16 protein-coding genes and 1 other RNA gene are annotated in these 15,756 nt (G+C 34.6%); 7 read left to right on the top strand and 10 right to left on the bottom strand.

What is annotated here, in order from left to right; translation table 11 throughout:
- Positions 1–90: 90 nt before the first annotated feature.
- The 5 genes from RHO11_12885 to sucC form a co-directional block, all read right to left on the bottom strand.
- On the bottom strand, positions 91–294 hold the full coding sequence (locus RHO11_12885) for a ribosome alternative rescue factor ArfA (protein WVD61346.1): 204 nt from the start codon (positions 292–294) through the stop codon (positions 91–93).
- A 274-nt stretch (positions 295–568) separates the two neighbouring features.
- On the bottom strand, positions 569–1,705 hold the full coding sequence (gene cydB, locus RHO11_12880) for a cytochrome d ubiquinol oxidase subunit II (GenBank protein WVD61345.1): 1,137 nt from the start codon (positions 1,703–1,705) through the stop codon (positions 569–571).
- A gap of 18 nt (positions 1,706–1,723) precedes the next feature.
- Complete coding sequence (locus RHO11_12875) at positions 1,724–3,298, bottom strand: cytochrome ubiquinol oxidase subunit I (GenBank protein ID WVD61344.1); 1,575 nt, start codon at positions 3,296–3,298, stop codon at positions 1,724–1,726.
- Between the two features lie 123 nt (positions 3,299–3,421).
- Positions 3,422–4,288 (bottom strand): succinate--CoA ligase subunit alpha, encoded by an 867-nt coding sequence (gene sucD / locus RHO11_12870; GenBank protein WVD61343.1) that lies wholly within the window; start codon positions 4,286–4,288, stop codon positions 3,422–3,424.
- A gap of 16 nt (positions 4,289–4,304) precedes the next feature.
- Positions 4,305–5,477, bottom strand: coding sequence for an ADP-forming succinate--CoA ligase subunit beta (sucC, locus tag RHO11_12865; protein ID WVD61342.1), 1,173 nt, complete (start codon positions 5,475–5,477; stop codon positions 4,305–4,307).
- Positions 5,478–5,681: 204 nt separating this feature from the next.
- Here sucC and fldA point away from each other — a divergent pair, with 204 nt between their 5' ends.
- From fldA to cls, 5 genes are all read left to right on the top strand, one after another.
- Positions 5,682–6,194 (top strand): flavodoxin FldA, encoded by a 513-nt coding sequence (gene fldA / locus RHO11_12860; GenBank protein ID WVD61341.1) that lies wholly within the window; start codon positions 5,682–5,684, stop codon positions 6,192–6,194.
- A 172-nt stretch (positions 6,195–6,366) separates the two neighbouring features.
- Complete coding sequence (gene fur / locus RHO11_12855) at positions 6,367–6,819, top strand: ferric iron uptake transcriptional regulator (GenBank protein ID WVD61340.1); 453 nt, start codon at positions 6,367–6,369, stop codon at positions 6,817–6,819.
- A gap of 101 nt (positions 6,820–6,920) precedes the next feature.
- The gene (locus tag RHO11_12850) at positions 6,921–7,466 is read left to right on the top strand and encodes a septation protein A (protein WVD61339.1); all 546 of its coding nucleotides are present in this window, start codon (positions 6,921–6,923) and stop codon (positions 7,464–7,466) included.
- Positions 7,467–7,489: 23 nt separating this feature from the next.
- Positions 7,490–7,951 (top strand): acyl-CoA thioester hydrolase YciA, encoded by a 462-nt coding sequence (yciA, locus tag RHO11_12845; GenBank protein WVD61338.1) that lies wholly within the window; start codon positions 7,490–7,492, stop codon positions 7,949–7,951.
- Positions 7,951–9,420 carry a cardiolipin synthase gene (gene cls / locus RHO11_12840; protein WVD61337.1) on the top strand — a complete coding sequence of 490 codons (1,470 nt, stop codon included), beginning with the start codon at positions 7,951–7,953 and terminating at the stop codon, positions 9,418–9,420. The genes yciA and cls overlap by 1 nt, the downstream gene beginning before the upstream one ends.
- Positions 9,421–9,467: 47 nt before the next feature.
- On the opposite strand, the gene cpdA is transcribed toward cls, so the two are convergent.
- Entirely contained in the window at positions 9,468–10,292 is an 825-nt protein-coding gene (gene cpdA, locus RHO11_12835; protein ID WVD61336.1) for a 3',5'-cyclic-AMP phosphodiesterase, read from the bottom strand.
- Positions 10,293–10,448: 156 nt separating this feature from the next.
- Positions 10,449–11,084, bottom strand: a complete 636-nt coding sequence (gene nudF, locus RHO11_12830) for an ADP-ribose diphosphatase (GenBank protein WVD61335.1) — start codon at positions 11,082–11,084, stop codon at positions 10,449–10,451.
- A 136-nt stretch (positions 11,085–11,220) separates the two neighbouring features.
- Here nudF and tolC point away from each other — a divergent pair, with 136 nt between their 5' ends.
- On the top strand, positions 11,221–12,567 hold the full coding sequence (tolC, locus tag RHO11_12825; protein ID WVD61334.1) for an outer membrane channel protein TolC: 1,347 nt from the start codon (positions 11,221–11,223) through the stop codon (positions 12,565–12,567).
- 110 nt (positions 12,568–12,677) lie between these two features.
- Here tolC and eco read toward each other — a convergent pair whose 3' ends face one another.
- Positions 12,678–13,187: a serine protease inhibitor ecotin gene (eco, locus tag RHO11_12820; protein WVD61333.1), complete on the bottom strand. Its 510-nt coding sequence runs from the start codon at positions 13,185–13,187 to the stop codon at positions 12,678–12,680.
- 149 nt (positions 13,188–13,336) lie between these two features.
- Between eco and ydiK the strand changes: the two genes are divergently transcribed.
- Complete coding sequence (gene ydiK / locus RHO11_12815) at positions 13,337–14,389, top strand: AI-2E family transporter YdiK (GenBank protein WVD61332.1); 1,053 nt, start codon at positions 13,337–13,339, stop codon at positions 14,387–14,389.
- A 37-nt stretch (positions 14,390–14,426) separates the two neighbouring features.
- Here the strand turns inward: ydiK and htpX are convergent, their stop codons facing one another.
- Positions 14,427–15,326: a protease HtpX gene (htpX, locus tag RHO11_12810; protein WVD61331.1), complete on the bottom strand. Its 900-nt coding sequence runs from the start codon at positions 15,324–15,326 to the stop codon at positions 14,427–14,429.
- Positions 15,327–15,515: 189 nt separating this feature from the next.
- Positions 15,516–15,611, bottom strand: an RNA gene (ffs, locus tag RHO11_12805) — signal recognition particle sRNA small type.
- Positions 15,612–15,756: the final 145 nt, after the last annotated feature.

Raw genomic sequence — 15,756 nt, 5'->3', positions numbered from 1 at the left:
AAAATAATGAATAAAGTGATTTAAACTGAATAAAAATTGATTATATAAATAGTGAAATAGAACAGATAAACGATAACCAAGATTGTATTATCAGCAAGCCGCAGGAAAAAGTAGACTTATAAATCTATTTTTCCCCGCGTCCTGATGACTCTGTTTGCTATGTTTTACTTTACGACTATAACTACCTTTACCTTTTAAATTTTTCTCAATACGCTGTTTAAATAAAGGATCTCGAATTAATGCAGCTAAAGCATTACTTTTAATCGCACCCTTTTTATGTAAATATTTGGTCATAAAATAGTCCTCAATATATAAAAATCTAGAGCATTATACTCAGCTAAATGTAAAGCTCAATAATCTCTTAATTAATATTTATCTTCTTAATAAAAAAACGGATACCCAATGGTATCCGTTTTCGTTTCGTTAGATAAACCTTAAAATTAATCGGTTTTCTTTTCATCAATCTTACGATCGATCCACAACCCGACAACAGCCGAAAGTAAACATGCCATTAGGGTTATTACAATCCAGAAAAAATACATTTCTTGTTCCTTCTCTATTAGTCGAATTAATAAAGCGTATGATCGTTTTGTTCAATGAAGCTTTTATTTAAACGACCAAACATTTTGATATAAGACCAAATGGTATATAACAATACAATTGGTAAAAAGATAGCAACAACCCAGAACATTACTGTTAGAGTCAACTGGCTAGATGTCGCATCCCAAATAGTTAAACTCATATCCGGCATAATACTTGACGGAATAATGAATGGGAAGGTTGTTATCCCAAATGTCATCAATACACATACTATCGTTAATGATGAAGTTAAAAATACTAATGCATTTCTATTTAAACCAGAAAGTATAATAGTCAAAATAGGGAATACAATACCAAGTAAAGGAACTGCCCATAAAATTGGTAACGCATTATAGTTTGCTAACCAGCTTACATCCGTAGTTACAGTCTTCGTTAATGGATTAGCGTCAGCTCTATAATCTATAGCACTAGTTATTTCATAGCCATGCATGCCCCAAATAACCCATACACCCGCTATAACAAATGCAATAATCATAATAAGTGCTGAAATTTGTGTTGCTTTACGAGCTCTTAAGTAAAGATCACCGGTTGTTTTTAATTGTAACCAAGCACCGCCTTGGGTCACGATTAGCATTAAACTCACAACACCAGCAACAATAGCAAATGGATTTAATAAACCGAAGAAATTACCTTCATAACTAACTCTTAAGAAGTTATCTAAAGTAAATGGAACGCCTTCAAGTAAATTACCAAATGCCACACCAAAAACTAAAGCTGGAACAAAGCTACCAATAAAGATACCTGCATCCCATAAGCTACGCCATTTAGAGTGTTCTAATTTATTACGGTAATCAAAACCAAGCGGTCTAAAGAACAATGCACACAATACCAAAATCATGGCAATATAAAACCCAGAAAACGAGGTTGCATATACCATTGGCCATGCTGCAAATAAACCAGCACCAGCGGTGATTAACCAAACTTGGTTACCATCCCAATGTGGCGCAATTGAGTTAATCATAATTCTGCGTTCATTATTGGTCTTACCGATAATAGGCAACAGAATACCGACACCCATATCAAAACCATCAGTAATAGTAAAACCAATCAGTACAGCGGCAATGATACCCCACCAGATAACACGTAAAACTTCGTAATCAAACATAGTGTATTCTCCCCTGCCCTATTCTTTCACATCTTGTGGTTTAATATTCTCATAATGGTATCGACCAGTTGCTAATGAACTTGGGCCCAAACGAGCATATTTAAACATTAAGAACATTTCAGCTACCAAAAATAACGTATATAAGCCACAAATTAATAACAGAGTAAATAATACTTCCCCAGCTGTTAAAGAAGAGTGGGCTACACTTGTTGGTAATACATCCTGAATCGCCCAAGGTTGACGACCATATTCATTAACAAACCAACCACATTCAACCGCAATCCATGGAAACGGAATACTAAATAGTAAGAAACGGTGGAACCAACGTTTTTCACCAATTTTATTTTTAAGTGTTAACCAAACTGCAATAGCAAAACTTAATAACATTAAGAAACCTAAACCAACCATGATTCTAAATGCCCAGAATAAAGGAGCAACAGCCGGAATTGAATCCTCTACCGCCGCTTTAATATGCACATCAGTTGCATCAGCTAAGTTAATATTATCTTTATCGGTAAAACGTTTAGCTAAATAGCCATAACCTAAATCAGCTTTATATTTATCAAAAGTTTGTTGGACTTCTGGAGAGGTATTTCCTGATTTAATTTGTTCTAAACTTTGATAAGCTAAGATACCATCACGAATTCTGACTTCATTTTCAGCCATAATCTCCTTCAATCCTTTTACCTGAGTATCCAGTGAACGTGTTGTAATAATACCCATCACGTAAGGAATTTCGATAGCAAAAAGATTCTCTTCTTTAGATTGAGAAGGGAAAGCAATTAAGTTAAATGATGCCGGTGCTGGGTGAGTTTCCCATTCAGCTTCAATTGCCGCTAATTTCGTTGGCTGAACCGTTGTCATTTCATGACCTGCGTCATCCCCGACAAGAATCAGGTTAACAGACATGACTAAACCAAATACAGCTGCGACAGCAAAAGAACGTTTAGCAAAATCAACATCACGTTTTTTTAATAAATAGTAAGAGCTGATACCTAAAACAAAGACGGCGCCAGTCACATAACCCGCCGAAACGGTATGTAAGAATTTAAACTGAGCAACAGAGCTTGTAATCAGATCAAAGAAATTGGTCATTTCCATACGTGAGTTGATAGCATTGAATTCAGATCCAACAGGGAACTGCATCCAACCATTAGCAACTAATATCCATAAAGCAGAAAGGTTCGAACCAATAGCAACTAACCACGTTACCATTAAGTGTTTACCTTTACTCATTCGATCCCAGCCGAAGAAGAAGAGACCAACCATGGTTGATTCTAAAAAGAATGCCATTAAGCCTTCAATTGCTAATGGGGCACCAAAAATATCCCCAACATAATGGGCATAGTAAGACCAGTTAGTCCCGAATTGAAACTCCATAGTTAACCCAGTTGCCACACCTAGTGCAAAATTAATACCAAATAATTTGCCCCAGAATTTTGTCATATCTTTCCAGATTTGCTTACCACTAACAACGTAAACGGTTTCCATAATAGCAAGTAAAAATGCTAGACCCAGTGTTAATGGGACAAATATGAAATGATACATTGCTGTAAGTGCAAACTGGAGTCTTGATAGTTCAACGATATCCATTTTAGCTCCCTAAAACTGCTAATAAAACGACAATTAATCACACAATAAAAAAATTGTGTACTATTCTACACTAAAATTAATTAATTAAAATTGACAAAAATCAAAAAAAATTAGTTAAATTCGTCAAATCACTGTTTTCACCGCCTTGCCGATATCAATTAAACTTGATACGACAATGACTCCTGCAGCCTCTAAAGATTTAGTTTTTTCAGCCACAGTACCTTTTCCTCCAGAAATAATAGCACCCGCATGTCCCATTCTCTTACCTACTGGAGCGGTAACACCGGCAATATAGCCAACAACCGGTTTAGTCACATGTTTTTTGATATATTCAGCAGCAGCTTCTTCTGCGGTTCCACCGATTTCACCGATCATAACAATGACTTCAGTATTAGGATCGTCTTGAAGTAAACTAAGAATAGAAATAAAATCACTACCAGGTATCGGATCGCCCCCGATACCAACACAGACCGATTGGCCAACACCAATATCTGTGGTCTGTTTAACGGCTTCATAAGTTAATGTCCCTGAACGAGAGACAATACCTACTTTACCGGCAAGGTGAATATGGCCAGGCATAATTCCAATCTTACATTGGTCAGGCACAATAATACCAGGACAATTAGGACCAATCATAATAGCATCGCTATGCCGTAATTTTTCTTTAACAATCAGCATATCGAGTGTTGGGATACCTTCAGTAATACAGACAATTAATTTAATACCTGCATCAATTGCTTCTAAAATAGAATCTTTACCAAAAGCAGCTGGAACATAAATCATTGTTGCAGTAGCACCCGTTGCTGCAACAGCTTCTTTTACAGTATTAAAAACAGGCAAATCTAAATGTGTAGTTCCACCCTTACCTGGCGTTACACCACCAACTAATTTTGTACCATATTCAAGAGCTTGCTTAGAATGGAATGTCCCTTGACTACCAGTAAATCCCTGACAAATAACTTTGGTATCTTTATTAATTAAAATTGACATTTTTACTCCGTATCTATTATTTAGCAACAGCAGAAATTTTTTCTGCAGCGTCAGCTAAACTCTCAGCACTGATAATATTAAGTTGGCTATCGGCTAAAATTTTTCTAGCAATATCCGCATTATTCCCTTCTAAACGAACAACAACTGGCACATTCAACTCGATCTCTTTAATTGCAGCAATAACACCATCAGCAATTAAATCACAGCGAACAATACCACCGAAAATATTCACTAAAATTGCTTTTACGTTTTTATCAGATAAAATTAACTTAAAGGCTTCACATACTCTTTCTTTTGTTGTTCCACCACCGACATCCAGAAAATTAGCAGGCTCACCACCATACAATTTTATAATGTCCATTGTCGCCATTGCGAGACCGGCGCCATTAACCATACAACCAATATTACCCGCTAATGAAACATAACTAATCCCCTGCTTAGTCGCTATAGACTCTCGTTCATCTTCTTGAGTAATATCTCTTAATATGCTTAAGGATGGATGACGATAAAGCGCATTATCATCTAATACTATTTTTGCATCTAAGCACAGTAGCTCTTCTGTTGTAGTGATAACTAACGGATTGATTTCTGCTAGTGATAAATCATTTTCAATAAATAACTTTGATAAATTTATAAAAATTTTAGCAAATTGATTAATCAATTTACCACTTAAACCTAATTTAAAGGCTAATTCTCGACCTTGATAAGCATTCGGTCCTGTTAGCGGATCAATTTCTGTCTTAAATATCAATTCAGGTGTTTTAGTCGCAACGGTTTCAATATCCATACCACCTTCGGTTGAAGCCATAATGACAATACGTTGTGATGCTCTATCAACAATTGCGCCTAAATAAAACTCTTTTTGAATATCGGATGCTTGTTCAATTAAAATTTTACTAACTGGCTGCCCTTTACTATCCGTTTGATAAGTTACTAAATGTTGTCCAAACCAGTGAGCCGCAAATTTTTTTATATCTTGAAAGTTATCAGTACAAATAACACCACCAGCTTTACCCCGTCCCCCTGCATGAACCTGACATTTTGCGACCCACTTGCCTTGCAAATTTTGAGCGGCAATCTCAGCGAGTGTTTCCGAAACTTCTTCAACTGAATGGCAAACATACCCAACCGGTACAGGTAAATCATATTTTTTAAATAAAAGTTTTGATTGATATTCATGCAGATTCATAAAAGATCCCAAGGAGATTGATAAAAAATACTACCAATAAATATAGCGTTAATTTTCTGTAAGTGTAATCCAATATTCGATAATTGTGTAGCCTTGTCACAGCTTAATAAAAAAAATCTATAATAAATGAAGCATTATTGCTGTTTTTTTATTGCTAGATGCTATAATTCTCATTTTAAGTAACAATGAATGTAGGGTAAAACTATGGCTAAAGTGGGAATTTTTTTCGGTAGTGATACTGGAAATACTGAAAAAGTTGCAGAGCAAATTCAGAATTTATTAGGTAATGATCTCGCAGATATCTATGATATAGCGAAAAGTACTAAGGAACAGATTGAAGAGTATAGCTATCTATTTTTAGGTATTCCGACTTGGTATTATGGAGAGTCTCAATGCGATTGGGATGACTTTTTTCCTAATTTAGAACAGATTGATTTTTCTAATAAAACAGTTGCAATCTTTGGTTGTGGTGACCAAGAAGACTATACCGAATATTTCTGTGATGCTATGGGTACACTGAGAGATATTATTGAACCTAAAGGTGCAAAAATTGTAGGTCATTGGCCGACTGAAGGATACTATTTTGAATCATCAAAAAGCCTAGTTGATGATAAACATTTTGTTGGGTTAGCCATCGATGAAGATCGACAAGCGGACTTAACACAAGAGCGTATTGTGAAATGGGTTGAACAAGTTAAAAAAGAGATGGCAATTTAATCCATTATTTATTTCACGAAGTTGTATAATAATTCCAGTCTACAGAAGAGTAAATCCTTGCTCCCTATCGATTGATGTAGATTGGAATGTCCTTTCAAAATGATTGCTTTATTTTTGCTAAATATTTTTTATAATGACTGCGAAAGAAAACGATACGAAACTGGGATTCAATATGGTAACTCAAGAAAACAATACCGCATTAAAAAATGCTGGATTAAAAATAACACTACCACGGTTAAAAATTTTAGAACTGTTACGAGACCCACAATATCAACATGTTACTGCGGAAGATCTTTATAAAAAATTGTTAGAGTTGGGTGAAGAGATCGGACTTGCGACAGTATATCGTGTTTTAAATCAGTTTGATGATGCCGGTATCGTAACACGACATAATTTTGAAGGTGGTAAAGCAGTTTTTGAACTAGCTTCTCAAAATCATCATGATCATTTAATTTGTTTAGACTGTGGTGACGTTTTTGAATTCAGAGATGAACTGATTAATCAAAGACAAAAAGAGATTGCAGAACAGCATGGCATTGAACTAACTTATCATAGTTTATACTTATATGGTCACTGTGCTAGCAAAAATTGTAAACAAAATCCATCCCTCCATAATAAAAAATAGCCCAACACATTGCCTAACAGATATTAGCCTGATAAAACCTTATCAGGTTTTAATACTTAATAAGTCACTAATCTCTCAATTTTATATAGGTTTACTTTAGTATGAAACAACTGCTCAATTTTATACCATTAATATGTTTTTTTGTGTTTCTCACTGTTTATGATATCTTTGCCGGAGTAAAAGCCTTAATGATTTCGGCAACCATCGTCTTTTTTATCATTTATGTAGTTTATAAAAGAATTGAAAAAATAGAGCTATTCTCTTATCTGATGATCATCATTTTTGGAGCACTTACACTCTATTTGCATAATGAAAATTTTATCAAATGGAAAGTAACCTTAATTAACTTTTTATTTGCTATCATTTTATTGGTTAGCCAAATTGGTTTTAAAAAGAACTTAATTCAAAAAATCTTAGGTAAAGAGATACAATTAGCAGCTGAGGTATGGAACAAGCTTAATATGTTATGGGCTTTTTTCTTTATTCTTTGTGGTTTAGTTAGCTTGTATGTAACTTACAATATGTCTACTGAATTTTTTGGAATCTTTAAGACATTTATTTTACCGGGCGCCTCTTTACTTGTCACCGTAATATCAGGTATATATATCTATAGTAAAGTGGATAAAACAGATAAAACCAAAGAATAAATAGTAATATGGAAACATTTAGCATGAAAAAAGAATCAGAACATCCAAAAGGACAACTTGTTTTAAGAACATTAGCAATGCCAAGTGATACTAATCCACACGGACATATTTTTGGTGGTTGGATTATGTCACAAATGGATCTTGGTGGTAGCATATTAGCACAAGAAATTGCACGCGGCAGAATTGTCACAGTTAATGCTAGTAGTATCTCATTTCATAAACCCGCTTTAGTGGGTGATGTTGTTTGTTGTTATGCAAATTGTCTAAAAACGGGCACCTCATCAATAACAATTTCAATAGAGATTTGGGTTAAGAAAATAACCGATAATGGTAGTGCCGTTGGCGAACGCTACTGTATTACTGAAGCAATTTATACTTACGTATCTGTCGATAAACATAATAAACCAAGACCATTACCAGAACAATTTCAACATTATAACTGTGAAACTGATGATATCAGTAAATTAGGGTTAAGTAATACTTAATGAAAATAACCTTAATATCGGTTTATGACTGGATAAGTTGGCTAACTTTTTTTGGTTATTGGTTTTTAGTCGTTGCAACAGCGCTAAGAATTATTACTAAAAGAAGGCCAACAACCTTCGTAGTAGCTTGGATGTTAATTATATATATGCTACCGGTTGTTGGTATCATCCTTTATTTCCTATTAGGTGAAACACATCTAGGACAACGTAGGGTAAAGCGAGCGCAAGAAATGCGTCCAATTATTAATGCGTTTACCCAAAAGCTACATGATTTTCCATTCATTTTTACTAAAGGGGTCAGCAACGTTGCTAAACCACTCTTTCAATTATGTGAAAATCAAACTGGACTTGGCGGCATAAAAGGTAATCATATTGATTTAATCAGTACGACTGATGAGATTTTTGATCATCTAATAAAAGATATCGATCAAGCCTCTTCAAATATTGAAATGGTTTTTTATATTTGGTACAAAGGTGGCAGAGCCAATCAAGTTGAAGAAGCTTTAATTCGAGCGGCTAAACGGGGAGTTGTTTGTCGATTAATTTTAGATTCAGCTGGTAGCCGGCAATTTATTAAAACCGGTGAAAGCCAAAAAATGAAGGATGCTGGCATTCAAATTGTTGAATCATTGAAGGTAAACCTATTCCGTTTTATGTTCCGCAGACTCGACCTTCGCCAGCACCGCAAAATAGCCATCATTGATAATCATATCGCTTACACGGGTAGTATGAATATTGTTGATCCTAATTTTTTTAAACAGGATAAACATGTTGGTAAATGGGTTGACATAATGATCCGCATGCATGGCCCAATCACAACGTTAATGAGTACTATTTTTGCCAGCGATTGGGAGATGGAGACAGGTAAAAAAATATCGTTACCTAAAGTGACTGATTTTGCAGAAACTCCAGAAGAAAAAAAGCATATTATGCAGCTTATTCCTTCAGGGCCTGGTTATACTGAGAACATGATCCATCAAGCGCTTTTGACAGCGATTTATTCAGCCCAAGAAGAGATTATATTTACTACCCCTTATTTAGTCCCTAGCGATGACTTATTACACGCTATCTGTACTGCAGCGCAAAGAGGTGTAAAAGTATCGATAATAATCCCTAAAAAAAATGACTCAATGATGGTGAACTGGGCTAGTCGAGCTTTTTTTAGTGACTTATTAGAAAGCGGAGTAAAACTCTACCAATTCGAAAATAACTTACTGCATACAAAGAGCGTATTAATTGATAAACAATTAAGTTTAGTTGGTACAGTGAATCTCGATATGCGTAGCTTATGGCTAAACTTCGAAGTTACTGCCGTTATTGATGATACCGAGTTTGCAGAGAAATTAAATAGTTTATTACAAAGTTACCTAAATCAGTCAATCCAAATATTACCTGAAGAGTGGCGAAAAAGACCATTCTGGCAACATATTACTGAACGACTATTCTATTTCTTTGCTCCACTATTATAACTTTTATACATCAAACCAGACTATTAATTCTCTTAGAAAATAAAAAGTTAATAACCGTTCATGGTTGTATCGGGTTCGAATAAATTATCGCTCAAACAATGGGTAGTTGTTGTCACTTCACCATTAGAATTTAGTTCAATAAATCGCCAACTTGGCGGTTCATTGGACACCGCAAAATTATTAGACAAAGATTTAAACTGGACACAAGTTGATGGTGTAGAAAAGACTCGGCAATGATGCCAAACTTTATCAGTCTTTTGATGAATATGTCCCCAAGCAATCGATTTAATATTCTTATGTTGCTTAACCAATTCACCAAACTCTTTACTATTTTTTAAACAGTGCTGATCTAACCATTGGCAATTCGACATAACGGGATGATGGTGTAAAAAGAGTGCAATATCTCTGTTAGGATAGGCCATAAGTGTAGTTTCTAAAAAAGATAGCTCATCATCAGACAATAGACCATATGCCTTACCAGGAACTTGACTGTTAAGCATTACAATTAGCCAGTTTTCACCTAGTAAAACAACTTTCGTCTCCGGAAGCCCTTGCTGTTCAAAAACTTCCTTCATATTATCATAAACATCGTGATTACCGGGTAACCAAAAACAGGGAATTGATAGTTGCTTAATCTTTTTGGCAAAACGTCGATAAGCCTCTTTACTACCATCTTGTACAAAATCACCCGTTGCTACAACTAAGTCAAAATCACATACTTGCTGATTAATTTCATCGATAACCGCATAGAAACTGGTATTAGTATCAATACCTAATAGACACTCATTATCTTCAGCAAAAAGATGGGTGTCAGTAAGATGTAATATCTTACCTTTAGTTCCATTCAGCGGTAAATAAACAGTTTTTTTCAAAACCGACCTCAAATCATAAACTGTAAAACTATTAGTCTAAAAATAAGCATATAACCATTTCTATCGAATGGCACATATTTTTTTTAATATTACTAGTATAAGTAACTAAATTGTACAAAAAATGTGAATTTTATCACATTAAAATTTAAGATTTAGTTATGCTTTCCATTCTAACTGCAATTTTTGATAATTTAGCTGTAACCACTGTAATGCGATAATAGAAGCCGCATTATTAATTAGCCCACTTTCAACCCATTGATAAGCTTGTTCACGCCTAACAACATGAACTTTAATATCTTCATTCTCTTCTGGTAAGCCATGAATTCCTTTAGCAGTCGATGCATCAACCTCACCAACTAAAATATGCAGTTTCTCTGTTAACCCACCCGGACTTGCTAAATAACTTACTATCGGTTTACAACGGCCAATAGTTATACCCGCCTCTTCTATCGCTTCTCGTCTAGCAACATCTTCAATATACTCACCTTGATGATCAATCATTCCTGCAATAAGTTCTAATAGCCATGGAGAATCTTGTGTTTCAATTGCGGCAATACGGATTTGCTCAATAAGGATCACCTGATCAGAATTAGCATCATAAGCAAGTAATACTACGGCATTGCCTCGTTCTAAAATTTCCCGAGTTACCGTTTCACTGATTGAGCCATCAAATTTACGATATTGAAATTTATACTCTAGAAATGAAAAAAAACCCTTATATAACACTTTTTTTGTTAGACCAAATACATCTTTTTTAGTAAAAATGACTGGACTGTGCTGTTGATTTTTCATATATCCACCCGCATTGAGTTATTTTTTAATAAAAAGTGCTAATCATAAAAAACTAGCTCTTATGTATATACTAATTATCTGTTAAAATTACGCAATCTATTTTATCGAATAATATATTGAATTATTAGGAAATCCCATGAAAAAAGTATTGCCATTACTGATGAGTTTGATTATTGCACCTTCTGCTTTTGCTGAAAATTTGATTCAGGTGTATGAGCAAACCCGTCAGACTAACCCAGAATTAAAGAGTTCTCTTGCCAATAAAGAAAAAGCTTATTCTGCAATTTCTGGTCAACGTGCAAGCTTATTACCACAATTAGGCTTATCTGCATCATATGGCTTGGCTTATGGTTATCGTGAAGCAGATGATCAAAATAAAAAAAGTGGTAGTTTAGGACTTAATCTTACCCAAACATTATTCGACTATTCTCAATGGAAGAATCTTGATATCACTAAGCAACAAGCTGCAGTATATGACATTGCTTATCAATCACAAGAACAAGCATTAATTTTAAATACCTCAACATACTACTTTAATGTATTAAAAGCACTTGATACATTAAGCTATACTGAAGCTCAAAAGAAAGCAATTTATCGTCAACTTGAACAGACTAAGCAGAAACATAAAGTCGGTTTAGTTGCGATTACCGATGTACAAAATGCGCAAGCTAACTACGATTTAACGATTGCGCAAGAAGTGACTGCATCAAATAATTTAAATAATGCTCTTGAAAACTTACGACAAATCAGTGGACGGTTCTATACAACTTTAGCGGCTATCGATACTAAAGAGTTCTCAACCCAACCGCCAATTACTGTCACAAAATTATTGCAACAATCTGAAAATACTAATTTAGACCTATTAACAGCGCGTCTCAGTCGAGATGTAGCAAAAGAACAAATCCGTTTAGCACAAGCTGGATATATGCCGACTATTACGCTAAATGCTTCAACAGCACTTAGCAAAAGTGAACCGTATGGTGAAAAAGTAAATCCTGGACCAAGCTACGGTCACAGCAATACTATAAGCGGTCAGAACTCAATTGGTATTTCATTTAATATGCCGATTTTTTCTGGTGGTGCAACCATGTCAGCTGTTGAACAAGCACAGTATAATTATGTGAGTTTCAGTGAACAACTTGAAACACAAAATCGTCAAGTAATTAACTCAGTTCGTTCAGCGTATAATAATATTTCCGCATCAATTAGCTCAATTAAAGCTTATGAACAAAGTGTAATATCTGCTCAAAGTTCACTAAATGCGACAGAGTCAGGATATGAAGTAGGTACTCGTACAATTGTAGATGTACTTAATGCAACTACTCAGTTATATGATGCAAAACAACAATTATCTGATGCTAAATATGATTATTTAACTAATTTATTAAAATTGAAAAGTGCGATTGGTACATTAAATGCTGATGATTTAATTCAATTAAACAATATGTTAGGTAAAGAAGCTAGCACAATAGTAAAATATTAATATCATTCTAGCCTATCATTGATAATCAATAAGATTTCCATGAGATAACTTAGATAAGATAAAAATAGAGCCGGCGATAAGCTGGCTTTATTTTTTATAGATAAAAAGTTTTATTCTATTACGGCTGATTTAACCTCATTCGTTGCAGACCAAATACGATATTTTACCTTTAGATCGCTTGGTGCATACACAACAATAGGTAAGCGACTATTATAGTTAATTAAGTCTAAATTATTATTAATCGTAACAAACTCCATCTTTTCTTTTACATCCAATGGACATGCCATCAAAGTGGAAATACCATTATTATTACTATTTACCACATAATATTGATAGCCCCAACCTTTTAACTCTTGCTGACTGATTGAACCTGATAAACGATGAAGGTTACAATCAACCAACATATCTTTACCTATCATTAGCTCGACTTTAGCATTTTGTTCATTTTTTAATTCAGGTAAATAAATAATCGAACGAGTATACCCTTCCTCAGCCTGAGGATATGGTGCTATTTCATTAATACTTTTCACTGTAACCACTGTTTTATCATTATTTGCACTACAACCCGCAAGCATCACTGCAAACACGCTTAATGCTACTGTTGACATTATTTTATTCATGATTCATCTCCTATCGTCGATTACTTGTCGCCAATTTGTAATAGAATAACACATAAATATGCTAAACATGACAGAGAATAATAAATAGCGACTTCATTGTTTATAGTATATTATATAAATAATATAACCACTTGTAATTCAATTAGCCTATGCCTGCAGAAAAAAATACCTACGACCTATTAAAGCTGACATTAAATCTTTTAATTATTGGTCTATTTATTATCGTCACATACCGGATTGTTGAACCTTTCCTATTTGGTTTCTTTTGGGCGGTCATGGTAGTAATAAGTACATGGCCTCTAATGATTAAAATACAAAATAAACTATTTCATAAACGGATATTATCCGTTTTGGTGATGACATTAATTTTATCACTTTTTTTTATTATTCCATTTATGCTGATCATCATTAGCATAACTAAAAATGCAGGTTTTTTAATTGAGTGGGGAAGTAATTTTTCTCAACAATCTTTACCTACCTTAGATTGGTTAAAAAGTATTCCTATTGTTGGCCTAGAAGCTCACCAAAAATGGGCAGAATTAATCGCTCACAACGGTGCTGAACTTATTAAAGAGATGCAGCCTTACATTGGTACTATGGTATCATGGCTACTCGATCAGATGACAAATATTGGCTTTTTCTTATTTCATTGTGGTGTAATGGTGGTGTTCAGTGCTTTACTTTATTTAAAAGGTGAAGATGTCAAAAAATATATCTACCATCTTGCTCATCGACTGTCAAAACAACATGGCGAAAATACCATCACCCTTGCAGGAAAATCAATTAGAGCGGTGGCATTAGGTGTTGTAGTGACGGCGATCACCTTAGCTATTTTGGGCGGCTTAAGTTTTATCTTAACCGATGTCCCATTCCCAGGTGTATTAACCTTATTAATGTTTATTTGTTGTGTAGCCCAAATTGGACCTGTAATAGTAATGATAGGTGCAATTATCTGGCAATTTTGGAATGATAATATTATTGCAGGTATTATCTTAATTATTGTTGCCGCGATATTAACGACATTAGATAGTTTGATGCGTGCTTATTTAATCAAAAAAGGGGCTGATTTACCGTTTTTACTAATTCTATTTGGCGTTATTGGTGGTTTACTCGCTTTTGGCGCGATGGGATTATTTATAGGCCCGGTAATATTAGCACTTTCTTATAATATTATTTGTGCTTGGATTGAAGAACAAGATTAATTCGGACAACTAACTGTCCGAATTACTATAACATGGCTTAACGAACAAGCCCTTGATTTTTGTTAGACTCAGATAAATAAGTCCCATTACGCAGTGCTTCGATACGTTTATCTAATGACGGATGGGACATAAATAGCTCAGAAAATTTCACTTTTTTAGCGCCGTTAATACAAAATGCCATAATAGAGGTATCTTCCCTCGGCTCATAACTGCCTTTTAAACGTTCTAGTGCAGCAATCATTTTATGTGTGCCAACAATTTTTGCAGATCCTGCATCAGCATAAAATTCACGACGACGAGAAAACCACATCGTAATAATGCTGGCTAAAATACCAAAAACAAACTCAAATAACATAATAATCACGTAATACGCGATGGTTGACATTTCACGATTACGTTCTGATAGTGCTTGCGATACAATCTGAGCCAGAAAACGGGAAATAAAAATAACAAACGTATTCAATATACCTTGTAGTAAGGTCATCGTCACCATATCACCATTAGCAACATGACTAATTTCATGAGCGATAACAGCTTCAGCCTCATCACGAGTCATCGTTTCTAATAAAGCAGTACTTACCGCAATCAATGAATTATCGCGTCTAGCCCCTGTTGCAAAGGCATTCATATCTGCAGCCTTATAGATCACAACTTCTGGCATTTTAATATTGGCTTGTTCCGATTGACGACGAACAACATCAAATAGCCACTGCTCTTGAGCATTACGAGGCTGTTTAATTACTTGGCCACCTACGGCACGTAGTGCCATACTTTTAGATAATAACAGTGAAACAAACGAACCGCCAAAACCAAAAAGTGCAGCAAAAATTAATAAACCAGTAATGCTTCGACCATCAACACCGAAAATACTTAAGACGATACCAAATATAAACATAACCGCTAAGTTAGTGAGAATAAAAAGACCGATGCGCATCATAGAACGTTATTCCTATAAAAAATATATTTAACTGACATTATACTATATAGATAAATTAGCAAATTTAAAGTAATTGAACACAAAAATATAAAGGAGGCTATCATTGATTAAGTATAAAGAGTGAGGATGTATTCAAATTCGTTATTTTTTTGTTGTAATATATGAATATAGTGTAAAAATTGGAGGAGATCCTATCAGCCACATCTCACACACACATAACCTACTTTGGCTGCTTCCTTCCGGACCTGACCTGATGAGCAAGCAAATGTTGCAAGAGGACCCATAGAATCTCCATAGAGGTTGAACATTATCCATTAAATAAACTTAAAATCAACCATAAATTGATTATGGTTGAAAATATTTTAGCATTAGTACTAATATCGACCAATATAAATTATATGATATACCATATCTATCAATGATAGCGATC

It is taken from the genome of Orbaceae bacterium BiB (genome assembly GCA_036251205.1).
Lineage (GTDB): Bacteria > Pseudomonadota > Gammaproteobacteria > Enterobacterales > Orbaceae > Orbus > Orbus mooreae.
This window is presented reverse-complemented; position numbering and strand designations above follow the sequence as displayed.

Bases quoted from the DNA above. Each gene is read 5' to 3' on its own strand.
- yciA (WVD61338.1), top strand. From the start codon at position 7,490: ATGAAAAAAGAATCAGAACATCCAAAAGGACAACTTGTTTTAAGAACA.
- sucC (WVD61342.1), bottom strand. From the start codon at position 5,477: ATGAATCTGCATGAATATCAATCAAAACTTTTATTTAAAAAATATGAT.
- RHO11_12885 (WVD61346.1), bottom strand. From the start codon at position 294: ATGACCAAATATTTACATAAAAAGGGTGCGATTAAAAGTAATGCTTTA.
- cydB (WVD61345.1), bottom strand. From the start codon at position 1,705: ATGTTTGATTACGAAGTTTTACGTGTTATCTGGTGGGGTATCATTGCC.
- RHO11_12850 (WVD61339.1), top strand. From the start codon at position 6,921: ATGAAACAACTGCTCAATTTTATACCATTAATATGTTTTTTTGTGTTT.
- eco (WVD61333.1), bottom strand. From the start codon at position 13,187: ATGAATAAAATAATGTCAACAGTAGCATTAAGCGTGTTTGCAGTGATG.
- RHO11_12875 (WVD61344.1), bottom strand. From the start codon at position 3,298: ATGGATATCGTTGAACTATCAAGACTCCAGTTTGCACTTACAGCAATG.
- fldA (WVD61341.1), top strand. From the start codon at position 5,682: ATGGCTAAAGTGGGAATTTTTTTCGGTAGTGATACTGGAAATACTGAA.
- fur (WVD61340.1), top strand. From the start codon at position 6,367: ATGGTAACTCAAGAAAACAATACCGCATTAAAAAATGCTGGATTAAAA.
- nudF (WVD61335.1), bottom strand. From the start codon at position 11,084: ATGAAAAATCAACAGCACAGTCCAGTCATTTTTACTAAAAAAGATGTA.
- ydiK (WVD61332.1), top strand. From the start codon at position 13,337: ATGCCTGCAGAAAAAAATACCTACGACCTATTAAAGCTGACATTAAAT.
- sucD (WVD61343.1), bottom strand. From the start codon at position 4,288: ATGTCAATTTTAATTAATAAAGATACCAAAGTTATTTGTCAGGGATTT.
- tolC (WVD61334.1), top strand. From the start codon at position 11,221: ATGAAAAAAGTATTGCCATTACTGATGAGTTTGATTATTGCACCTTCT.
- cls (WVD61337.1), top strand. From the start codon at position 7,951: ATGAAAATAACCTTAATATCGGTTTATGACTGGATAAGTTGGCTAACT.
- htpX (WVD61331.1), bottom strand. From the start codon at position 15,326: ATGATGCGCATCGGTCTTTTTATTCTCACTAACTTAGCGGTTATGTTT.